The 21326-nt window shown below is 38.7% G+C and carries 19 protein-coding genes and 2 pseudogenes; 13 read left to right on the top strand and 8 right to left on the bottom strand.

From position 1 onward, the window contains the following. Positions 1-7 precede the first annotated feature (7 nt). The 4 genes from EL244_RS12180 to EL244_RS12165 form a co-directional block, all read right to left on the bottom strand. The gene (locus EL244_RS12180; protein WP_126461210.1) at positions 8-1057 is read right to left on the bottom strand and encodes a hemin-degrading factor; all 1050 of its coding nucleotides are present in this window, start codon (positions 1055-1057) and stop codon (positions 8-10) included. A gap of 24 nt (positions 1058-1081) precedes the next feature. Beyond that, positions 1082-3085, bottom strand: a complete 2004-nt coding sequence (locus EL244_RS12175; protein WP_126461207.1) for a TonB-dependent hemoglobin/transferrin/lactoferrin family receptor — start codon at positions 3083-3085, stop codon at positions 1082-1084. A gap of 309 nt (positions 3086-3394) precedes the next feature. Then, positions 3395-3586 (bottom strand): hemin uptake protein HemP, encoded by a 192-nt coding sequence (gene hemP, locus EL244_RS12170; RefSeq protein ID WP_084789705.1) that lies wholly within the window; start codon positions 3584-3586, stop codon positions 3395-3397. Positions 3587-3813: 227 nt separating this feature from the next. Beyond that, the gene (locus EL244_RS12165) at positions 3814-4839 is read right to left on the bottom strand and encodes an isoaspartyl peptidase/L-asparaginase family protein (RefSeq protein ID WP_126461204.1); all 1026 of its coding nucleotides are present in this window, start codon (positions 4837-4839) and stop codon (positions 3814-3816) included. A gap of 417 nt (positions 4840-5256) precedes the next feature. On the opposite strand from EL244_RS12165, the gene cspE reads away from it, so the two are divergent. The 11 genes and pseudogenes from cspE (at position 5257) to EL244_RS12115 (ending at position 15280) form a co-directional block, all read left to right on the top strand. Continuing rightward, the gene (cspE, locus tag EL244_RS12160; RefSeq protein WP_006814919.1) at positions 5257-5469 is read left to right on the top strand and encodes a transcription antiterminator/RNA stability regulator CspE; all 213 of its coding nucleotides are present in this window, start codon (positions 5257-5259) and stop codon (positions 5467-5469) included. Between the two features lie 13 nt (positions 5470-5482). Then, positions 5483-5587 (top strand): annotated as a pseudogene (gene ymcF, locus EL244_RS18070) (cold shock small protein YmcF); the annotation flags it as partial. A 289-nt stretch (positions 5588-5876) separates the two neighbouring features. Continuing rightward, positions 5877-6236: an MmcQ/YjbR family DNA-binding protein gene (locus EL244_RS12155; RefSeq protein ID WP_172597524.1), complete on the top strand. Its 360-nt coding sequence runs from the start codon at positions 5877-5879 to the stop codon at positions 6234-6236. A 363-nt stretch (positions 6237-6599) separates the two neighbouring features. Continuing rightward, positions 6600-6863, top strand: a complete 264-nt coding sequence (locus EL244_RS12150) for a type B 50S ribosomal protein L31 (protein ID WP_006814917.1) — start codon at positions 6600-6602, stop codon at positions 6861-6863. A 127-nt stretch (positions 6864-6990) separates the two neighbouring features. Continuing rightward, positions 6991-7635 carry a metal-binding protein ZinT gene (gene zinT, locus EL244_RS12145; protein WP_126461202.1) on the top strand — a complete coding sequence of 215 codons (645 nt, stop codon included), beginning with the start codon at positions 6991-6993 and terminating at the stop codon, positions 7633-7635. An 889-nt stretch (positions 7636-8524) separates the two neighbouring features. Then, positions 8525-8842, top strand: coding sequence for a helix-turn-helix domain-containing protein (locus EL244_RS12140; RefSeq protein WP_126461199.1), 318 nt, complete (start codon positions 8525-8527; stop codon positions 8840-8842). Between the two features lie 163 nt (positions 8843-9005). Further along, positions 9006-9617, top strand: coding sequence for a common pilus major fimbrillin subunit EcpA (gene ecpA, locus EL244_RS12135; RefSeq protein ID WP_126461196.1), 612 nt, complete (start codon positions 9006-9008; stop codon positions 9615-9617). Between the two features lie 97 nt (positions 9618-9714). Next, entirely contained in the window at positions 9715-10398 is a 684-nt protein-coding gene (locus tag EL244_RS12130) for an EcpB family pilus assembly chaperone (RefSeq protein WP_126462839.1), read from the top strand. A gap of 19 nt (positions 10399-10417) precedes the next feature. Continuing rightward, positions 10418-12913, top strand: a pseudogene (locus EL244_RS12125) (TcfC E-set like domain-containing protein). A 25-nt stretch (positions 12914-12938) separates the two neighbouring features. Next, complete coding sequence (locus tag EL244_RS12120; RefSeq protein ID WP_126461193.1) at positions 12939-14555, top strand: fimbrial protein; 1617 nt, start codon at positions 12939-12941, stop codon at positions 14553-14555. A 32-nt stretch (positions 14556-14587) separates the two neighbouring features. Continuing rightward, positions 14588-15280 (top strand): fimbrial protein, encoded by a 693-nt coding sequence (locus tag EL244_RS12115; protein WP_126461190.1) that lies wholly within the window; start codon positions 14588-14590, stop codon positions 15278-15280. A gap of 335 nt (positions 15281-15615) precedes the next feature. On the opposite strand, the gene arsC is transcribed toward EL244_RS12115, so the two are convergent. From arsC to EL244_RS12100, 3 genes are read right to left on the bottom strand one after another with little or no spacing between them, the layout of a single operon-like run. Continuing rightward, positions 15616-16041 carry a glutaredoxin-dependent arsenate reductase gene (gene arsC, locus EL244_RS12110; protein ID WP_004911718.1) on the bottom strand — a complete coding sequence of 142 codons (426 nt, stop codon included), beginning with the start codon at positions 16039-16041 and terminating at the stop codon, positions 15616-15618. Between the two features lie 12 nt (positions 16042-16053). Beyond that, complete coding sequence (locus EL244_RS12105) at positions 16054-17343, bottom strand: arsenic transporter (RefSeq protein WP_126461187.1); 1290 nt, start codon at positions 17341-17343, stop codon at positions 16054-16056. Positions 17344-17387: 44 nt separating this feature from the next. Next, positions 17388-17708, bottom strand: a complete 321-nt coding sequence (locus EL244_RS12100) for a transcriptional regulator (RefSeq protein ID WP_126461184.1) — start codon at positions 17706-17708, stop codon at positions 17388-17390. Between the two features lie 85 nt (positions 17709-17793). Here EL244_RS12100 and arsH point away from each other — a divergent pair, with 85 nt between their 5' ends. Beyond that, the gene (gene arsH / locus EL244_RS12095) at positions 17794-18492 is read left to right on the top strand and encodes an arsenical resistance protein ArsH (protein WP_126461182.1); all 699 of its coding nucleotides are present in this window, start codon (positions 17794-17796) and stop codon (positions 18490-18492) included. A 193-nt stretch (positions 18493-18685) separates the two neighbouring features. Next, a complete protein-coding gene (locus tag EL244_RS12090; RefSeq protein WP_126461179.1) occupies positions 18686-20119 on the top strand; it encodes an IS1182 family transposase in 1434 nt (477 codons plus the stop codon). Between the two features lie 218 nt (positions 20120-20337). Here EL244_RS12090 and EL244_RS12085 read toward each other — a convergent pair whose 3' ends face one another. Continuing rightward, on the bottom strand, positions 20338-21264 hold the full coding sequence (locus EL244_RS12085) for a LysR family transcriptional regulator (protein WP_126461176.1): 927 nt from the start codon (positions 21262-21264) through the stop codon (positions 20338-20340). Positions 21265-21326 lie beyond the last annotated feature (62 nt).

Raw genomic sequence — 21326 nt, 5'->3', positions numbered from 1 at the left:
CTGATGATTAGATTCTTGGTAGCGACATTACTTGTTGACGCCAGTGTTCTTGCTCTGGGGTACCTTCAGTACGTTGTCCGTACATTTGTGCAATTTGATTACCTTGCTCATCAAACACTTCAAGGCTAGTCACAAAGCCATCTTCTGTTGGTTTACGCGTGACCCAGCATTCAGCAACACCATTTTCAATCATATGTAAGGTGAAATCCGGATTGAAAATATTCAACCATTTGATATCGGAACCTTCAGATTGATAAGGCATTAAGCGTTTAATTTTTCCAGTAAAAATCTGCACACATCCACGATTACCCACGAAAATCATGATTTCGTTTTGATCTGCGAATGCAGTATTTACGAGCTGATTAAATGAATCATTGGGAACTTTCCAAGCCAGATCATCACTGACGGCGCTAAAAACTTGCTGACGGCTTAAATTGTTCTTTTTCAATAGAATAAAGAACTGATGCACATCCGTCATATTGCGCCATTCTTGCTCTAGTTGCTGCTTTAGCTCATCGCTGATTGGCTGTGCGTTATAAGGCTGTGCTTTTTCAATAGACAGGGTTGGATTTTCAGCCGTTATATATTGCTGAATAAGCGCATTCCATGCAGCGAGATCAGTTTCATCGGTGGTATATACTTTATGTAGCGCATCACCGTGTTTATCAAAGAATTGAATGCTATGGCGTTCACCATTTTTAGCATCTTCGGTGAGTGTAAAAATGCTATCCCAATGAGAAAAAAACATGCGTAAATCTAGCGCGCGTGGATTAAGAATTAAACCACCATGAGGACTAAATCTTGCATTTTCATAGCGTCCTACTTGTTCGTGAACCACATATTCATTACGAGTAATGGCTTTGACTGGACCAACAGCTTCCAATGCGGTAAGTAAGGTTGGTGCATCGACATTTAAGCGCTGAGCTTTATCATGTCCAACTCGAGCGTGTAGAAGCTCACCTTCAGATATATTCAGGTAAGCGGCAAGATCCCTCGCATATTTGGCTTTATTATCTTTCTTAGCTTGTTGATAATGTTCAAAAATTGTTGAATTCACAAGTATCTCCTTTGTGTGTGTGAATTACCATTGGAAGCTGACAAGTAGCTTAGCATTACGCCCATCTTGGGGTATCCCCTGAGAGGAGTAATACTCTTTGTCAAATGCGTTACCTAAAACGACGCTGGTATCTAAGCCTTTAAGCTGTCCATTACCTTGATAACTGACATAAAAGTCATGAACGGCGTAGCCGGCTTGTTGTTCAATTTTGGTCGCTTTATTGAAGTCAGTATGATTGGTGAATTCGCCTAACCAACCAACGGAAAAACCGCTATCTGCAACAGGAACAGATAGATTACTGGTGACAGAAGCAGGTTTTATTGAGGTAATGGATTCTCCGTTATACTCATTTTTGCCCTCGGTGTGGTTGTATGCGAGGTTCCAAACGAAGTAATCCGTGGTGTAATCCATTGAGGCATCCCATCCCCAAATTTTGGCACGTTTGGTATTGATCGAGGTAGTGTAGTTATTATTCCAATTTACGCGGTCTGGATGAACGTAAGTATTGATATAGTCTTTAGCTTTAGTATCGAAATAACTGGCTTTAAAACGTAAATTATCACGAGCCATTAATAAATCATCAAAGCGTAAGCCAAAACCGTATTCAGCGGTTTTAGTTGATTCGGGTTTCAGATTAGGGTTGGGACGCCAGCGATTGACAATAGGGCCAGCTTGGAAATGCACGGAATCGTTATACATTTCCATCATAGTTGGTGCTCGAAATGCTTCTGAATAAGACGCAAATAGCATTGACCAATCTGTTGGTGTAATACTGACAGCTGCTTTTGATGACCATTGGTCTTCTTTAACGTCTTTATTACCTTTTGCTGAAGATTTGTAATTGTCGTAGCGTGTTCCCAAAATAAAGGAAACAGGTAAATCTTTTAAGGTAATTTCATCTTGAATAAACCCTGAAGCAAATGTGATATCGGCATCTGGGAATTGTGTGGTTGTTGCATACGGATTTTGTTTCTGACGATAAGCTTCAGTACCATAGGTAAAATTGTGTGCGGCGAGAGGAAGTTCATAGATTTCAGAACGGTTATCCAATTTTAGCCCATAAGTTTTTTGAGTACGACCTTCGTAGTTTGAATCTTTTCCTTTTGACGTAATATTGACATCAGAGTAATAAGGTGTTGCTTTAAAATTCAACCAATTGTTATCACTTGGATTGAGCTGGTAAGTGGCTTGAATATCCCGCTGGCGGGTGGTTCTATTTACTTTTAAATTGCTATTACTGACGTTAGCTTGTTGAGGATCTTTTGGCTCATAGGCGTCATTATTGTAGTAACGGATCTGCCCTGAAAGTTTTTGTGAATCATCCAGTTGCCATGTTCCTTTACCCAGCATGTTAGCGATAGTTTCTTTGTTATCCATTTTATCGCCATTGCCTTGACGAATATCACCAACTTCTTTGGTTACAAAACTGAATACACCATCAAGGTCATCGCTTTTCCCGAAAGCCGAGCCTCCAAAGCCAAAGCTGTGATCCCCTGTAGCCGCTTGGCTAAATACTCTGAATCCACTGTTTTTTCCTTCGGCTAACAAGTCTTTAGCATCAACGGTTTCCCATGCGATAACCCCTCCCATAGCACCGCTGCCGTAGAGTAAGGCTGATGGTCCGCGAATAATTTCAACTTGTTTAATTAGAGCCGGATCAAGGAATGTTCCGTTGATATGTCCTGTATCCGTACCTTGGCGAACTCCGTCCACTAGCGTTAAAATTCCGCGGCGGTCAAAACCACGCATATTGATGTCTTGACCATTGGTACGGCTAGTTCCCGTGATAGCAATACCGGGTACTTTGCGCAAAATATCATTTGCAGTACTGGCGGTTTTTGTTTCTGGAGAGTCATTTTTAATGACGGTAACCATCATTGGTGCATTGAAGCTATCGCGTTCTGTTCCTGTTGCATAAACGGTCATCACATCATGGCGATTGCTAGGTTCAGTTTTTTCAGTTTGCGCCCCAGCCATAATCGGTAACATTGCGCTCGCCAGCACAGACATGCGTAACACTTGTGACATAAAGGTGATACTCCTAAAGCTTTGTGGAATGCATTGGTGAAATTAAGTTCATGAGCAGGCCGTTATGGCGTATTTGTCGGAATGTTGCGGCGAGAAAAGTCGTGGATTGCAGGTAGGGAATGAAAGAGTTTCAATCCCTTTAATTGCGGATAAGGCTTGAATTTTAGCCCGAAAGTTACCCAGAGTTGCAGCAGCAAAATCCATTGAAAACACCATAAAAACTGTGTCCTGATATATGAAGTTAAGCTGGCTGCCTAGATTGATAAGTCTTAGGTGGCTTGCGAGATAGATTTTTATTGGTACTAAATACTATTTTGTTAGGATCAGTTTGCCTGTACGTGTTTGACGTAATTGATAAATTTCACCACGATGTTGAATGGCAACTTTACCTGAAGCCCCTAATAATTGCTGGCTTTCTATTAGGTCTGTTTTAATCATCACATCGATGACTTTTGTCGGTTGTATTGTTTCTGTGATTGTCTCAGAAAGTGGCTTGGTCATATTATTCACCACGGCAATTGTACTGATAATGAAAATGATATTGATAATTATTATCTTTAAAAATGTTGTCAATATCAAGTAATTTTCACAATCAATCAACAAGAGAACTACATTAAAGATAGAAGGAATGAAACTCGAATACCAACGTATGATAGATATATATGCTTTGGGATGAGATTAAATGGGCAGAATATTTCCACCCATCATAAATAATGTTGGCTGATTAATTAGTCTTTGTAAATAGAGACATGGGGAACTCCATCATTGCCAATAGTGCCTCGGTACATACCTTCAGAGTTAAACTCCATGGCATAATTCCCTGATTTATCAAGCACAATGACACCACCACTACCATTCAATTCCTTAACTTCATCAAGTGCGTTACGTGCCGCTTCAGAAATGGGGGTTTTATTATATTTTACTTGAGCAGCGATATTGTGAGCTGTTGCTGTACGAATAAACATTTCCCCAGATCCTGTCGCAGAGACTGCTACGCTATTATTATCAGCATAGTTACCCGCCCCAATAATTGGAGAGTCGCCCACTCGACCAAAGCGTTTATTGGTCATACCACCCGTTGATGTTCCTGCTGCGATGTTGCCATTTTTATCGAGGGCTACCGCGCCTACTGTGCCATATTTGTAGTCATACATCATCGGGTCAACAAAAAGGGCGGCATTTTTTCCATCATGGTCGAGTACAACTTGTTCTTTAGCTTTTGCTTTTTGGAGTTGTTCCCAACGAAAATCAGTTCGAAAATAGGATGGGTCAACAATTTCAATACCTTGTTCCGCCGCAAATTGTTCGGCACCCTTGGATACCATCATCACATGAGGGCTTTTTGTCATGACGGCATATGCTGCATTAATTGGATTTTTGATATTCGTGACACCTGCAACAGCACCAGCCTTACGGTTGCTACCATCCATGATGGAAGCATCCATTTCATTGCGTCCATCATGGGTAAATACCGCACCTTTACCTGCATTAAATAAAGGGGAGTCCTCCATAACATTGATTGATGCTTGGACTGCATCAAGGCTGGTTCCACCTTTATTTAATACTGCATAACCTGCCTCTAAAGCTTCGGTGAGCTTTTCTTGATACTCTTTTTCTTGCTGAGGCGTAATTGTATCTTTTGTGATGGTTCCTGCACCCCCGTGGATCACTAGGCGGATTGGTAACTCAGTTGCAGCATAGGCTTGTAAAGAAAATGAAGCGGCAAACAAACACCCTAGCAGAGATAATTTCATGATTATTTCCTTCCAGTTATTTGATAATTCGTCATTTTTGGAACAAAAAAGTATATTGTTGAAAATACTTAACATTCAATAAATAACATCATTTTATGGAGTGGCTATCACAAAGATTTGTATGCGGTTTCAGGGCAAACAACATGAAATTGTGGCATAGGATTAGAATCTCAGTTTTAAAATAATTATCATATTTATGAAAAAAACATTGCTATGCGTAAGGATATATGAGTAAATATGCTCATCGGTTTGGAAGTACAGACCTATTTATGAAAGCAAGTTTTGAAAAGTTCCCCGTTTAGCGTTATCCCATAGATATCCATTCGTAGTGAATTCCTCCTAATTAGTTCCATAAGTATCAAGAAACATCAAACCTATATGCCGTGTGGCAACAATTAAAATTTAAAGGAATTCAATATGTCTAATACAATGACTGGTTTAGTAAAATGGTTTAACGATGATAAAGGCTTCGGCTTTATCACCCCTGCGGATGGAAGCAAAGATGTGTTTGTTCACTTTTCTGCAATCCAAAGTGATGATTTCAAGACGCTCCATGAAGGGCAAAAAGTCAGCTTTTCGGTAGAAAGTGGTGCAAAAGGTCCAGCAGCCGCAAACGTGGTGGCACTTTAAGGGCGATATCTTTATGAGGTGCCCTTGTTGTAAAGGGTCACAATATAGACGCTACCATTTTGAAGCAACAAAAAGTAACCCTTCAGGTGCTAAATGTATTTTTTGTAAGTCGGCGATGCAAGCTGCTTAATATAATGCTCAAAATTTCAAAACCCTGCCAATCGGCGGGGTTTTTTCGTTTCTAGCGACTAAAGAATCCAAAAGATATCGATTTTATTTACATAAGAGCTATTAGCCACCCTTGAGTTAACGCTAAACACAAAGAATCTCACTATCGGAGATATTTTTGTCGCTTACGGTCGGGTTTATCGGTGAATTATGGTTATTCCGCAATGTGCGTTCACTTGTCTAATCTTAATGTTACATTTAATCTAATATTACTGACAATAATTGATGAGATTAGTGAAATGAAGAGAAATGAGCTTGTAGACTATATTCAGAGTAACTATGGCTCCAGTGCTGAATATCCGTGGGCTAAATATCCGAACTACATTGTTTTCAGGCATAAAAATAATTCAAAGTGGTTTGCTATTATCATGGATATCCCTTCTAAAAAATTAAATGGGAGCGATGGTGATGATATCGTTGATATTATTGATCTCAAGGTTCCGCCTGAGTTAGTAGGATCATTGCGATTAAAAGAACATGTTTATCCTGCATACCATATGAATAAAGAGCATTGGGTAACTATAAAGTTGGGGAAAGGTTTCCCTGATAATGAGCTTAAAGCATTGATAGAAGATAGTTATAGGTTAACGATAAAGTAGTCAACCTTATTCATAAATGGATTAGCGGCATCTCTATACTCAAGCAGTATTTAATCCATGAGTTCATCTACTAATGACATAAATTTGCCTTATGAGCCTCGCTTCGGTGGGGCTTTTCTATAATGGTAAGGTGAATTCTGATGCATAATATTTAAAATAGAGAGACATCTTAACGTTGGTTGATAATGACAGAATTGATTAATGAGTATGGAATTTGATATCTAGGTTCGTAGATATAGTTATTATCGTAAGCCTTTCGACTTATTCCCCAATATAAAACAAGATTAAAAAAAAGTGGTCAATCATGCTAAAAAAGATTATCGTTATGTTATAACGTAACAATAATCTAAGCAGGAGATAATCATGAAATCTGATATTCACCCACATTACCGGACAGTAATTTTCCATGACACCACTGTTGATGCTTATTTCAAAGTTGGATCAACAATAAAAACAGAAAGAGTTATTGAATTTGAAGGACAAACTTACCCGTATGTCACTCTTGATGTGTCTTCACACTCTCATCCGTTCTATACCGGAAAGCAGAGGATCAATATCCAGGAAGGCAATGTTTCCCGTTTTAATAAGCGCTTCGGTCATTTTGTGCAAAAAAGAGAGGAAAACTAATGCTGGTATTAAGTTCGCAGCTATATATGCAATGGAGCGATCAGAGTTGTAAAATTTGTCACTATCATGTTGGCACTGACATGATTTGCAAAGCAAATCCGTGTATTAAATCATTACAGGGGAATATATGACTACAAAAAATATTCTCCGACTGCTGTTACTAACTAGTTTATTTAGTGGCACTGCAATTGCACATGGACATCATCACGATAAGCAGCAGACGGAAGCACAACGTAAAGCTGCGAGCGGAATTTTTGAGGATAAGGATGTTAAGGACCGAAAACTAAGTGATTGGGATGGGGTTTGGCAATCTGTTGAACCTTATCTCACCAATGGTACTTTGGATCCAGTAATGCAGGCGAAAGCTGAAAAAAATAAGGATAAGACAGTAGAAGAGTATCGTACTTATTATGCTAAGGGATATAGAACGGATGTGGATATGATTGGTATTGAAAATAATATCATTGAATTCCACCGAGGAGATAAGGTCGAACAATGTGAATATACCTATTCAGGCTATCGGATTCTAACTTATACATCAGGTAAAAAAGGGGTGCGTTATTTATTTGAGTGTAAAGATAAAAATAGCCATGCTCCCAAGTTTATTCAGTTCAGTGACCATATTATTTCCCCTGAAAAAGCTGCACACTTCCATCTTTATATGGGAAATGAATCACATGAAGCTTTATTGGTCCAACTGGATAACTGGCCGACATATTATCCATATTCGATGAACGAAAAAGATATCGTACACGAGATGCTTTATCATTAATAAAGTATCAGCATAGCGATTAAATTTTTATTAGCACCTCGGAATTTAGAACTTATTCTGGGGTGCTGTTTAATTTATATTGATCTAAAACAATGACAGTATCTAGCTAATCCACATGCTTAAACATACCCCGATTCGTATTCTTTCTTGCACAACCTAGTCCTCCAAAAGCATCTTTCAATTTTTAGTATGACCTAATTGTTTAAAATTCACTCACTTTAACAAGGCTCAATTGGATATTTTGACACCAGCTTTAATACCAATCAGTCGAATTAGCTAATTTTTATTGTGTATTCGCCAATTTACTTAAACAATCTATTAATAGAATAACGAAATAGTTACACAACGTAATAATATTTTCTATAATCTCCTTGGTAATAAAATTAAACATCTTCAATAAAAGCCTTAGTGTTTTGAATATTCTGATTAAACTTAAAGATATAAAACTAAATACTACTCAGTTGTGTTTTGTTAGATGAAAAACAAATTACACACATTGTGAGTAAAATTTATTTTAAATAATTCAAAATATTTGAAAGTGTAACAAATTGAAAATATAAATGATGTTAAGTGTGTTTTTTAATATAAACATGAAAAAAGTAAATTTTATTTAAAGAATATTTAAAATATACAAAATAAGGTGTTATTTTTTAAATGCACTTATTTATCATCTGCTTGCAAATAGATGAGTTATTCCTCTTGCGTATTTCTACGGACTAAAATAAATTCCTGCGACTAAAAATTCATCATCAATAGTTTAAATCTATCAAAGTGCTCATTTTGAATGGTAAAAACATTTTAATCTTATTATTATCTCCCTATATCATTACTACACATCACGACATGTAAATAAGAAATGAAAATTTAAGCCATTATTGGAAATATGCTTATGGGATATAACTCAATCAGTTTTTATGCAGGTAAATTTTTACGGAAAGCAAGAAAAGAAAAAAACATGACTGGTAAGCAATTAGCTAAATTAATGCATGTCAGCCAGCAACAAATATCTCGATATGAAACTGGAAGAACATCTTTAACTTTAGAACAGTTAAGCCAATTATTGTTTTTTTTAGATAAATCATGGGGAGAGCTAATTCAGGTCATTGAAACTGAAATTGAAAGTGAAAAAAAATCAATAAACAAGGACGACTTGATAAAAAACTACTCGTTAAGTAAGTATTTGATAGAAAGCCTTACTAAGAAATAATCTAATTTATATTCAAATATCATTTTAATAAAGAGACAAAAGCCAAATAACTTATGCTTTAAGAGTTATTAATGGTGATTATTTTTTATAAAAAACACAACTAAAAGTGTTTTTTATATTATGTAATTATTTTTGTATAGTGAATGTTAATAGAGAGAATAATATGTTAAATAAAAAAATGACTTCGGTGTTGTTGTCTACGATCATTGCTGCTTCTTTTACTTCAATTGCCAATGCAGAGACACGTACAGCGCAAGCTACTGCGACATGGCAAGCGACAGCAATTAAAGATACTACGAGCATGCTAGTTGTTACGCCATTAAAAAGCCTTACTTTTAATTATGCAGAAGGCCAAAAAAGTTTTAACCAACAAAATGGGGCATTTGATATTGCTATTCAAGGGTTAGCTGGTGCAACTGATTTTAAATTAGCATCTAAAATTGTTGCAAATACATTAGCAAGAACAACAGATGATTCTAAATTAACCGTTGGTGTTAAATGGAATGGCGAAAATTTAAACAATACGACTGATACTGTATTAATTGATACTTCAAAAGGTCTAACTTCAGGTTTAGATAATTTAGCCGCTGATGGTGTATATAACGGCGCAGAGCGCGCAACAGATCGTGGTGAGTTTACCTTTAATATTGCAAGTGCCGAGTCTGCAGGCTCTCCTACTGACTTTAACTCCTTAACAGATGGTGTTTGGGACGGCGATGTGAAAGTACAATTTACTGCAACTTGGGATGGTACTTTTGCTCCTGTTGTTCCATAAGTTCTTTGTGATTTCTAAGTAACATATTTATCTCACGATAAAGATAATATAAGGACATGATATCTTTATCGTCATTCTATTTATGAACTATATGACTATGAAAAAAATAATATTTATTGCCATTTCATTTTTTTTATTACCAATTAAAACTAGCTTGGCAGTCAATGTTGGTAATATTACTGAGATTATATCGTCAAATGAAGAGACATTAGCAAAAGAAATTGAAAATACGGTTAATACTGCAAGGTTGGTAAATCTTAGTATTGAGAAAATTGATTCCCCTTTAGAGGGGGGAAAGATTATTTCAGTTAATAATCCTAATGAAATATTATCTACTCCAGCAAATTTAATTTTGCCAGGCAATGCTAAGGATGTTTTTAAAATTATCTATCAAGGTCCAAAGGATGATAATGAACGATATTATCGACTAAATTGGAAAGATGATCCTATTGGTGAGAGTGGAATTACTCAAAGTTCTAAATCTGCATCCGCTACAACATCTGCGACGATTAGCACTATTTTAGTCGTGGCACCTAGAATAGAAAAGTTCAAGTATAAATACAGTGATTCTATTGTTTCAAATTTAGGGAATAGCTCTTTTCGTGTAGTAGCGTCAGGACCTTGTTTAATCGAAAAACAAAAAGAGGGTATTGATGGTATTTGTCGTGAGCGTTATTACCTTATGCCTAATTTAGCTGTAACACTAAGGCTCGTCGACCTTAATAATAAAAAATCAAGCGTTGGTATATGGCATCAAGGGGAGTTCATTGTTGTCAAATAATTAAGACTGGACTTTAAATATGCGTAAGAATGTTATTGCACTATCAATAATGAGTGTTATTTTTTCGAATGCCATTAATGCTAACGAATTAAAAAGTATTAAAATTGGAGGATATGTTATCCCTCCTGCTTTTGTAGTGGCATTAGAAGAGGGTATGTCTATACCTGTATTCTTACGATTAGAAAATGAATCACAACAGAGTCAAAGTGAAAATAAAATTGCTGATGCCATTATTATTATCGAACAAGGAAAAATTAAGCTTGCAAATATACATCTTGTTGATGGTAATAAAGGCCCTCAATTAAATAAGGTATTAATTGAAAAAATAGAACAGCAGCAGGATACATTTTTTAACGAAAATAATGGTATCGTGATCGATAATAACGCCACGTTAAAATTGAATATATCATCATTTAATTTATCTTTAGATGTTGATAAACAAGCCTTTTCACCGAAAAAACGCATGAGGTAATTTGCCTTAGGTGACTCTTCGGTTAATGCTATTTCTGCTGTTACAAATTATGATTTAGGTGTGTTTCAAAGCCAAGTTAAGAATAGTAATAATTCATCCAGTAGCTATTTCAACTTGGATACACTTTTCGCTATTGCTGAGCATCATTTAAATATTAATGCATCGGCATACAGTATTGGGAAATCAAATTCCAGTGTCGATCTTTACCGTGCAATGTATGAACGTGATTTTAATGGTTTTCGTTTTGCGATAGGGTTAATGAGCACGTGGAATTTACAGTCAATCGCCAGTTTAACTACCCTTAGTAGCAGTAAAATTTATGCAGCCTCTATTGGCAATAACTCATCTAGTGTTGTCGTTAATAAACAATATTCGCTGACGCCTATTTATGCATTTTTAAATAGTCCCGGAGAGGTTCGTATTTATCGCCAAGGTAAGTTATTAAACATTCAAAATTTTCCTATGGGAAATTTTGAAGTTGATACTAGCGTACTGCCTTTTGGTATTTATGATGTCACGATTGAAACTGTTGTTGATGGAAAAATTGTTACAACACAAAATCAAACAATTAATAAATCTTTTGGCGCTATGACAGCTGGTCCCGATAAAATAAATTGGGAAATTTACGGGGGGTATGTTGATTTTGATAAAAAAAATTATGTTAGAGGTGAGGATTCACATAGCCAAACACCGAGTAAAAGCTATTTATTAGGTGGCTCTTTGGCGAAAGGATTTCCAGTATTATCTGGACTTAATTTAACCATGTCTAACTATGGTTTTGATAAGTATTTGGTGAATGAAACAAGTGTTAATTTATCCGTAAATGAATATGTTTCTGTATCTTGGCAAGGAATGATTGAAAATCATGGAAGTCATCGAAATATTGGCACTATTTCAGTCAATATACCAGAAGGCTATGGTTCAATTTGGGCATCAAAAGAAAAAACGATAATAAAAGGTGATTTACCACTTTATGATGCTGATAGTTACTCTTATGGGGGCACATTTAATTTCGATAAAATTATTGATAGAACAGGTAGCTTTACTATCAGTAACACAAGGGATAGCCGTGTAGGGAGTGACTCGATAAATTATGAATATTCAAATACTTTATTTTCAGGTAGTTATGGAACCATAGGGTTAAGAACTGGGGTTCAACGCTATCATTACGATAATCAAAATAGTACTAATGAAAAATATATTAATCTTGATTTCTCATTGCCATTAACTACATGGATAAGCACCGGCATTTCATCAACAAATGGGAATATAAAAGCTAATATTTATGCAAATAAGAGTTTTGAAGATTCAGTAATAACGAATGCAGGAGTATCTGTTTCTAAATTAGTTCGTGATAAAAATAACGGAGAGTCTGATATTTCTACATTAGCTTATGCATCCTATGACATGAAATATAATTCAGGTACTGTCACGATAAACCGACCAGACAGCGATCGAATCAATGGGAATTTGACGTCACGAGGTTCTGTTGCTTATGGTGGAGGGAGAATAACGCCAAGTGGTCAACAAGGTAAAGCGGGGGTTATTATCAATTCTAGTATTCAAGGGGATGGCAGTATGGTGGCCCAAGTTAATGGACAAAATTATCCAATCAGTGGAAAAAATACGTTTATTCCATTGTCGCCATACGCTGATTATGACATTCAATTAATGAATGATGGTAAATCAAAAGATAGTTTTGACATTGTATCTGGGCGAAGTAAGTCAGTGACGTTATACCCCGGGAATATAGCTATTTATCAACCTGAAGTGAGACAGTTGGTGACTGTATTTGGTCGCCTTAAATCACCAGCAGGTGAGTTTATTAAATATGCTTCAATACGTAACCATATTGGTAGAACTAAAACGGATCATAATGGTGAGTTTTCAATGGATGTAGATGTGCGTTATCCCGTTATTTCGCTTTTACAGGAAGATGAAAAAACGATCTGTGAAGCTGATTTAAATTTAGAAGGTGCTCGTGGAGCGTTATGGTTAGGTGATGTTACCTGTGATCCTCAAGAAGCATTCGCGAAACGCTAAATAAATATTTTAAGGTTAATATAATATGCGATTACTATTGGTATTAGCATTATTTTTTTCATTTGCTACTTTAACACCTAATTCATTTTCGGCGACATCTGCATTGCAGGAATATGTTATTGTCGAAAATCAAATTGATAATGAATTTTTTATCGTTGCTAATAGGGTTGACCCTCGTTTTTCTGGCTCAAATATTTTTACAAAATATCAGAGAAATAGTCAGTTAAGTTTGGGTTATATGGGGTATACAGGATCGCCTTTTAGCTCAACTTATAATATTGGTGATATTTGGCTAGAGAATTCACCTGTCAATCAGCCTTTCCTTGGTAACCGCTGTATGACAAATAATCGAAATTGCCCAGCAACTTCTTATTGGCCCGCACAACAATTACGTGATAATGGGGCTTATAAAATTCAGCAAACGGGAACTCCGGGTGAGTCTGGTTACTCAAGACCTATTTTTTCTGAATCATTTTATCGTTGGCTTGCAGAGTTACCGCCAGGGACAGAGTACACATTTGACTTAAGAACCTGCACTAGCCGAGATGATTACGACCTTAGTTCTTCAACATGTATGACAAGCGGAGGTCGAACTTCTACTCAGCAACATTATATTCCAACGAATAAGAAAGGAAATATTATCTTAAAAGGGACAGGGGCGCTTCAGGAGGTTTTTGTTGATAGTAATGGTAATCCTACGGTTGGTTTAGGTTCTAATTTTTGCTCAATAGGCATTGTAGGGAATGTATCTGGTGTCATATGCAAATTAGTAGAGCTAGAAACGAAAGGGGCATCTATTAGTGGCTCGTTCACGGTTAGAATGTATATTGACTATCAAAAATTAGGTTTGACAGCATCTCCTAGAGCCGCATTAATTCAATACAAAGGAAGTAATAGTACTCGCTGGACTAACTGGTCATCAACCACAAATATGTCAGAAATATTTAATAATGGATCACCGGATATTGAGGTTTTTCTATCAAGTACCTATTTGAAATCGATTGTAGATGCTTCTCCAAACTCAACTGTGACTCTTGCAGATAGTGTGTATACCTTTGCATTTCAATCACCACTCCCTCAATCGGGATTTTATGAGTTTACGCCATCAAATTATCTGGTAATAAAACCGAGAGATTATGGAATTAGTATAATTCCTGCGGATTTTAATCCAATTCAATCTAAAACTGGGAAAGTGGGAAGCAGTGAACAGCCAATTGAATTTAATTATATTGTGACAACTAGTGGGCCTCGACAAGCGGATTCGATTACTGCCAAGGTAGAAGGATCTAATGTGAATATAAAAGGGCAAAGCTATTGTTTATTCTCTTCTGATGATGACAAACTTAAAGTCCCTTTTTCTGCTTATCTGGTTTTTAAAAATGGAAATGGTACAGAAGCCACCTATCGAGCAAGTTGTGATAGTAATGAAATATCGCTAAAAAACGCATTATGGGAAGAGACTCCTTGGGATAGGCCTAATCAGGATTCAGGGCGGTTTTACCGAACAAATCTCGATTTACGTTTCCCAATGAATGATTCAACTTCGTTGTTTACTCTTGATGGTATTGATTGGTTAGGTACGGTATCTGCTAGTGGATCTGTTGTTGTAAAAGCAATTTGGACTGGTCCGGATATACAATAGATATATATGTTTTTATAAGAGTGCATAATGAAATGAAAGATGGAAAATTATATTTTTTGCTTAAAATCTCACTGTTTTTAGTGATATTTTTCTTTTATGGTAAGGCTTATGCGCTCTATGTTGATGCCGATATATCTTCAATGGAGGCGGATAAAACATTTTTTTCAAAGTCTTATATTAACGATACTAAAAAAACAAACCTATATAACTTTAGTGCTTATAAAATTGATAGGCCAGGCAGCAAAGAAAACGGTGAGCCTATCACGGAAGGTGAGATCATTTTTACGCCATTAAAAAAAATTTTATTACCGGGAGAGAGGGAGTTCTTCAAAATTTTTTATCGTGGAAAAAGTGATAATCAAGAGCGCTATTACAAAATTATTATTAGCGAAACACCACTGGAAATGAAAAGTGATGATTCTAAGAAACAACAGACGTTGTTTTATCCAACCATGAGTTTAGAAACCTACTTTGTGGTTAGGCCGAAGAATATTGATTTTAAATATGATGTAAGAGCTAGTGAAGGTGTGCTAAAAAATACGGGTAACACTTATTTTAGAGTCGTTATTCATAATAACTGCCAAGTTGATGATGACGATGAAGTTCCTTTAATGTTCTATTTGCTGCCACAACAAGAGTATCGGCACCCTCAACTGAGTAAGAGAAGTCGAAAATATATTGTTATTTTTGATAAATATTATTCGATTAGTAACTGTGAACAGTAGTTCTATATAATTTGAAGTCTAATGATGATTGGCTCTGATATATTTAACAGCGTTCCTTTAAGCTATTTTTCAAGTTTCTTAATGGGCTGGCGGAGTCTGAACTAGGCTTTTATTTTATTGATTTTTAAGTAACAAAGTTCAATTCAAATTTTAATTTGGGCCTATTGTTGGGCCTAAAGTTTATTTTGATATTTTTGAGATGTGAGCTAAAAAGTTGTTTGCTATTCTAACATGGTTGATTAGTGAAGTGAGCAATAAGATTTGGTGGGCTGCTTTGAGCGAAAAGCGGACGCCCGCATAGCGGAACAGGCGTCCGATATTTTGAAGTGGGTAGATTACTTAACCCGCTTCCCCGTTTCGTCAATGACCTTCTCGCCATCCTCTTTGGTAAACGCTCCTTTCTGACCTTCCGGTAGAATATCCAACACTATTTCTGAAGGGCGGCAAAGACGAGTGCCAAGCGGCGTAACGACTACCGGCCGATTAATCAGGATCGGATGTTGAAGCATAAAATCAATCAACTGCTCATCACTAAATTTCTCTTCATCAAGACCCAGATGTTCATAAGGGTCAATATTCTTACGCAGTAATTCACGCACCGTAATTCCCATATCTGAAATAAGTTTAATCAGCTCATCACGGGTCGGTGGCGTATCGAGATAATAAATTATCGTTGGTTCGTTGCCGCTGTTACGGATCATCTCTAGCGTGTTGCGAGAAGTACCGCAGGCAGGGTTGTGATAGATGGTAATGTTGCTCATATCTGTATCTCATTACAAAGTGATGGAGAGCCGCAACGCCAGCGCGGCCAAAGTGACCAACAGCACCGGAAGAGTCATGATAATGCCGGTGCGGAAGTAATATCCCCAGGTAATCGTTATATTTTTCTGGGCAAGCACATGCAGCCAAAGCAGGGTTGCCAAACTGCCAATCGGGGTGATTTTCGGGCCTAAGTCGCAGCCGATCACGTTGGCATAAATCATCGCCTCTTTGACGACGCTAGTCGCCGTACTACCATCAATCGACAGCGCGCCAATCAGCACTGTCGGCATATTGTTCATCATCGACGACAGGAGCGCGGTCAGGAAACCGGTGCCAAACGTTGCTGCCCATAATCCCTTTTCTGCCAGCAGGTTTAATACACCAGACAGATACTCCGTTAACCCTGCATTGCGGAGCCCATAAACTACCAGGTACATGCCCAGCGAAAAAATAACGATCTGCCATGGCGCACCGCGCAGGACTTTTCCGGTGTTGATGGCATGACCTCTTTTCGCCACTATAAACAGTACTGCTGCGCCAGTAGTCGCTATCGCGCTGACCGGGATCCCCATAGGCTCCAAAACAAAGAAACCTACAAGCAGCAATAACAGGATAATCCAGCCCACCCTGAACGTTGCCGGATCTTTTATCACACTGGCAGGAGTCTTCAGTAGCGAAACGTCATACGTCGCCGGAATGTCCCTGCGGAAAAAGAGATGCAGCATGACCAGCGTGGCCGCAATCGCTGCCACATCTACGGGGATCATAACGGAGGCATACTGAGTAAAGCCCAGATCGAAAAAGTCCGCCGAGACGATATTCACCAGGTTAGAAACAATGAGCGGTAGGCTGGCCGTATCTGCTATAAATCCTGCGGCCATCACAAAGGCTAGTGTTGTGCTCTTGCTGAATCCCATTGCAAGCAGTATTGCAATCACAATTGGTGTCAGGATCAGCGCGGCGCCGTCATTGGCGAACAAAGCAGCGACAGCGGCACCGAGCAACACTATCCAGGTAAACAGCAGGCGACCACGCCCGTTACCCAAGCGGGAGACGTGCAGTGCGGTCCACTCAAAGAAGCCGGCCTCATCGAGCAGCAGGCTGATGATAATGACCGCAATAAATGCCGCTGTCGCGTTCCAGACGATATTCCAGACAACGGGAATATCAGTGATATGGATGACACCAGTTACCAGCGCCAGCATAGCCCCGATACTCGCACTCCAGCCAATGCTCAAGCCTCTGGGTTGCCAGATCACTAGTATCAGCGTCAGTAAAAATATACTTCCTGCCAAAAGCATCTCAGACTCCTTTATATATGATTATGTACATGTGTTTTCTTTTCTTAACAGGAGGTGCAGGCTGATTTATCCAGCCATTCACGCACATCCTCTCGCATACACTGCCAGGACGTTGTGATTGTCTCAGCTGCCCATGCCGGTATGTGGGGTGACAGACGATAGTGGATCCATTTGCCTTCACGACGATCTAGAACCAACCCGGCCTCCCGAAGAATAGCCATATGTCGCGAGACTTTGGGCTGCGATTCGGAAATGGCTGCGCAGATATCACAGACGCATAGTTCTCCCGACTCCTGGAGAATCATGACGATGGCGAGCCGGGTTTCATCCGACAGGATTTTGAAAAGCTGAACAGGTTGTAGCATTTTTCACTCCGTTTCCTTTAGAATATACATATGGTAAAACATATGTGTTAAATTTGAAATCATCTGATATCTCCGGAGTAGAAAAATGGAACATTTTCCAGCTCTAAATAGTGAATACATTGATCAACACATCGCCGAGCGCCTGCACATGCACGAGCCGCCGCGGATTCTGATCCTATATGGCTCAGTTAGAGAGCGCTCCTACAGCCGCTTTGCTGCGGAAGAAGCTGGTCGTCTGCTGACAGCGATGGGCGCAAAGGTAAAACTCTTTAACCCCTCAGGTTTACCCCTGCCGGATGATGCGCCAGATACGCATCCTAAAGTCACCGAGCTGCGCGGTCTGGTCAGATGGTGTGACGGGATGGTATGGAGTTCTCCGGAACGGCACGGTGCTATGAGCGCAGTTATGAAGGCGCAGATTGACTGGATACCCTTAAGTGAAGGCGCGGTTCGTCCTTCGCAGGGCAAAACACTTGCGGTAATGCAGGTCTGCGGCGGTTCACAGTCCTTCAATGCTGTGAACCAGATGCGTATTCTGGATCGCTGGATGCGGATGTTTACGATCCCCAACCAGTCCTCTGTAGCCAAGGCATGGCAAGAGTTCGACGATAACGGACGAATGAAACCTTCTTCATGGTATGACCGCATCGCCGATGTAGCCGAGGAGCTGTTTAAAGTCACGCTGCTGCTTAAGGGACAAACCGATTATCTTGCAGATCGTTACAGCGAGCGAAAGGAGAGCCATCAGGAGCTTTCATCCCGTGTAAATCAGGACAAAATATAACTTATGTTTTTCGTGAATCCATACTGACTGAGCTTAATAACGTCCGCTATTGGCACAGACTGTGTAAAAACTCTTGATCACCTTTTGGCCTAAGTGCGATGTACTTATGAACAATTGGTCTTAGCTACCGATCCAATTTCAAAGCAAAATCCAGTATTATCTGATTGGTAAGCATAATCATGGAGATTCTCACATGTCTCACCATATTACAGGTCAATCAAGGCATCAATCCACGCTCTTTCCAGAAATCATGGACGACTTTGTTCGCGAAGATAATCCAGTGCGAGTTATAGATGTCTTTGTTGAACATCTCGATTTACTCGACTTAGGTTTTGAAAACGTGAACCCCAAGTCAACTGGCCGTCCTAGTTATCACCCTGCCATGATGCTCAAGCTTTATATTTACGGTTATTTAAATCGAATTCAATCATCGCGGCGGTTGGAGAAGGAATGCAACCGCAATGTCGAGTTAATGTGGCTGCTTGAACGTTTATCTCCCGACTTCAAAACGATTGCAAACTTCAGAAAAGATAATGGCAAGGGAATTAAAAATGTTTGCCGCAAATTCGTCGAGTTATGCAAACAACTCAACATGTTTGAAGATGCAGTGTTCGCTATCGATGGTAGTAAATTCAAAGCCGTCAATAATAAATCCAAAAATTATACCCCCAGTAAAGTGCAGTTTCATATCGAGCGGGTTGAAAAAAACATCGAAAAATATTTAAGCCTGATGGATGCCAAGGATGAGAACGAAAAAGAGTCTGATCCGACCGTCGCTGCATCGAAATTAGCTTGGTTAAAGCAGCGCTTAGTTGAACTAAGATCACTCGAAAAACGAGTTAATGAGCATCCGGACAAACAGATATCACAGACAGATCCTGATGCCCGCTTGATGAAAACACACCACATGGAAAGACAAGTCTGCTATAACGTGCAAACCGCAGTCGATACAAAGCACCATCTCATCGTTTGCCACGATATCGTCATGACAACAGACAGAGGTCAACTGACATTAGTTGCCGAGCAAGTCCAAAAGGTTTTGGGAAAGAAATCTATTACAGTGTTAGCCGACAAAGGCTACTTCAGCCGAAATGATATCAAAAATGCATATGATCAAGGTATCACGGTGAATGTACCACAAACGGATACTTCAGGTTCAAAGAGCAAAGGCATTTTTAACAAATCTCTCTTCAAGTACGACAACGACAGTGATGTATACATTTGTCCTGCGGATAAAAGTTTACAAAAGCGAATGAAGGTAATGGAGAAAGGCGTTGAACTGGATGTTTACTTCAACAATTTAGCGTGCAATGAATGTTCAATCCGATCTCAATGCACGACATCAAAAAAAGAACCGCGCCGCATAAGACGATGGGTACATGAATCGATTATTGATGATATGCAAAAACGGTTGGACGAAAATCCGGAATTCCCAGTGACAAGGAAACAGAGTGTTGAGCATCCGTTTGGTACGATAAAAATGTGGATGGGAGCGACTCACTTTTTGACTAAACGCCTCAAAAATGTGAGCACTGAAATCAGCCTTAGCGTTCTTGCTTACAACCTGAAACGTATGATGACCATACTGGGAACTGTCGGTTTGATGACAGCTATCAATCTAAACTAAGTGATAAAGTCGCTTAGTTTAACCAAAATCTGTCCCCCAACGTTCAAGGCACGCTGCTTTTAAAAGACTTCATATTACAAGTCACCAATCTTAATCAGAATATTATGAATGTAATGAGAGCTATTCGGATGCTTAAATGCAACTCAAATTGGTGTTTGTTGGGTGAAATCATGGTTTTTACACAGTCTGGGCACAGAGCTGACATATAGATGGTGTAACTAGCGGCTGAATCTACTGACCCAAGGGCTGGTATTGTCCTGAGACCAAAGCTTCATCAATACTTCACGAAATTTATCGGCTGCAGGGCTTAAGGTATCATCCTTTCTAAACACTAATCCAAGTGTTCTCCTGATCACAGGCTCTATAAGTGGTCGACTAACCAGTATATGGTGCTCATCCGTAGGCATTGCCAGACTTGGTACAACAGCAACACCAAGCCCTGCTTCAACCATCCCGAGTGATGTGGATAGGTGTCTTACTTCGTAAAACCAGTTTGGTTTCCAGTTAAATCCTTCTAAAGCCTGATCAATTAGATATCGATTACCACTCGATTTTCGGACTCCAATAAGTTTGAGTCCGGCAAGATCTTCCCACATCACGAGATTTTTTTTTGCAAGCTCATGGTCGCGTTTACAGGCAAGAACGAAAGGCTCATTAACCAGAGGTGTGAACTCTATATTAGAATGTGTGATGTTAATCATATTTATTCCAAAATCTGCATCCCCATTAAGTACCGACTCAAGGCAGTCGCTAGCACTATGTTCAAGTATTCGGATACGTATATTCGGGTAATGTTCGTTATAATCACGAATAACGGAAGGTAAAAAATAGAAGGCTGCTGTAGGTAAACAAGATAAAGTCACTGTCCCTGTTTGATGTGTTGCCATTTCTTTAATACTGAGTATCGAGCTTTCATAAAAATCGATGAGATTTTTTGCATGAGGTAGAAAATCTCTCCCTACAGCAGTCAATTTTACTCGTCTTGTTGAGCGTTCAAATAGTGCTGTACCTAAACTATCCTCAAGTTTTTTTATTCGTCTCGTCAATGCGGGTTGAGAGATGTGTAAAAAATGAGATGCTTTTGTAAAACATCCCATTTCCGCAACTTTTACGAAAGATTGGATACCCTGTAATTCTTGCTGCATTTTTCAACCCTCAGGCTTATAGAGAAATTAAACCATAATAACTGAAGTCTTATTAATGTGTA

The organism is Providencia rustigianii, from assembly GCF_900637755.1.
Lineage (GTDB): Bacteria > Pseudomonadota > Gammaproteobacteria > Enterobacterales > Enterobacteriaceae > Providencia > Providencia rustigianii.
The sequence above is the reverse complement of the archived record's forward strand: the minus strand, read 5'-3'. Positions and strand labels throughout refer to the sequence as shown.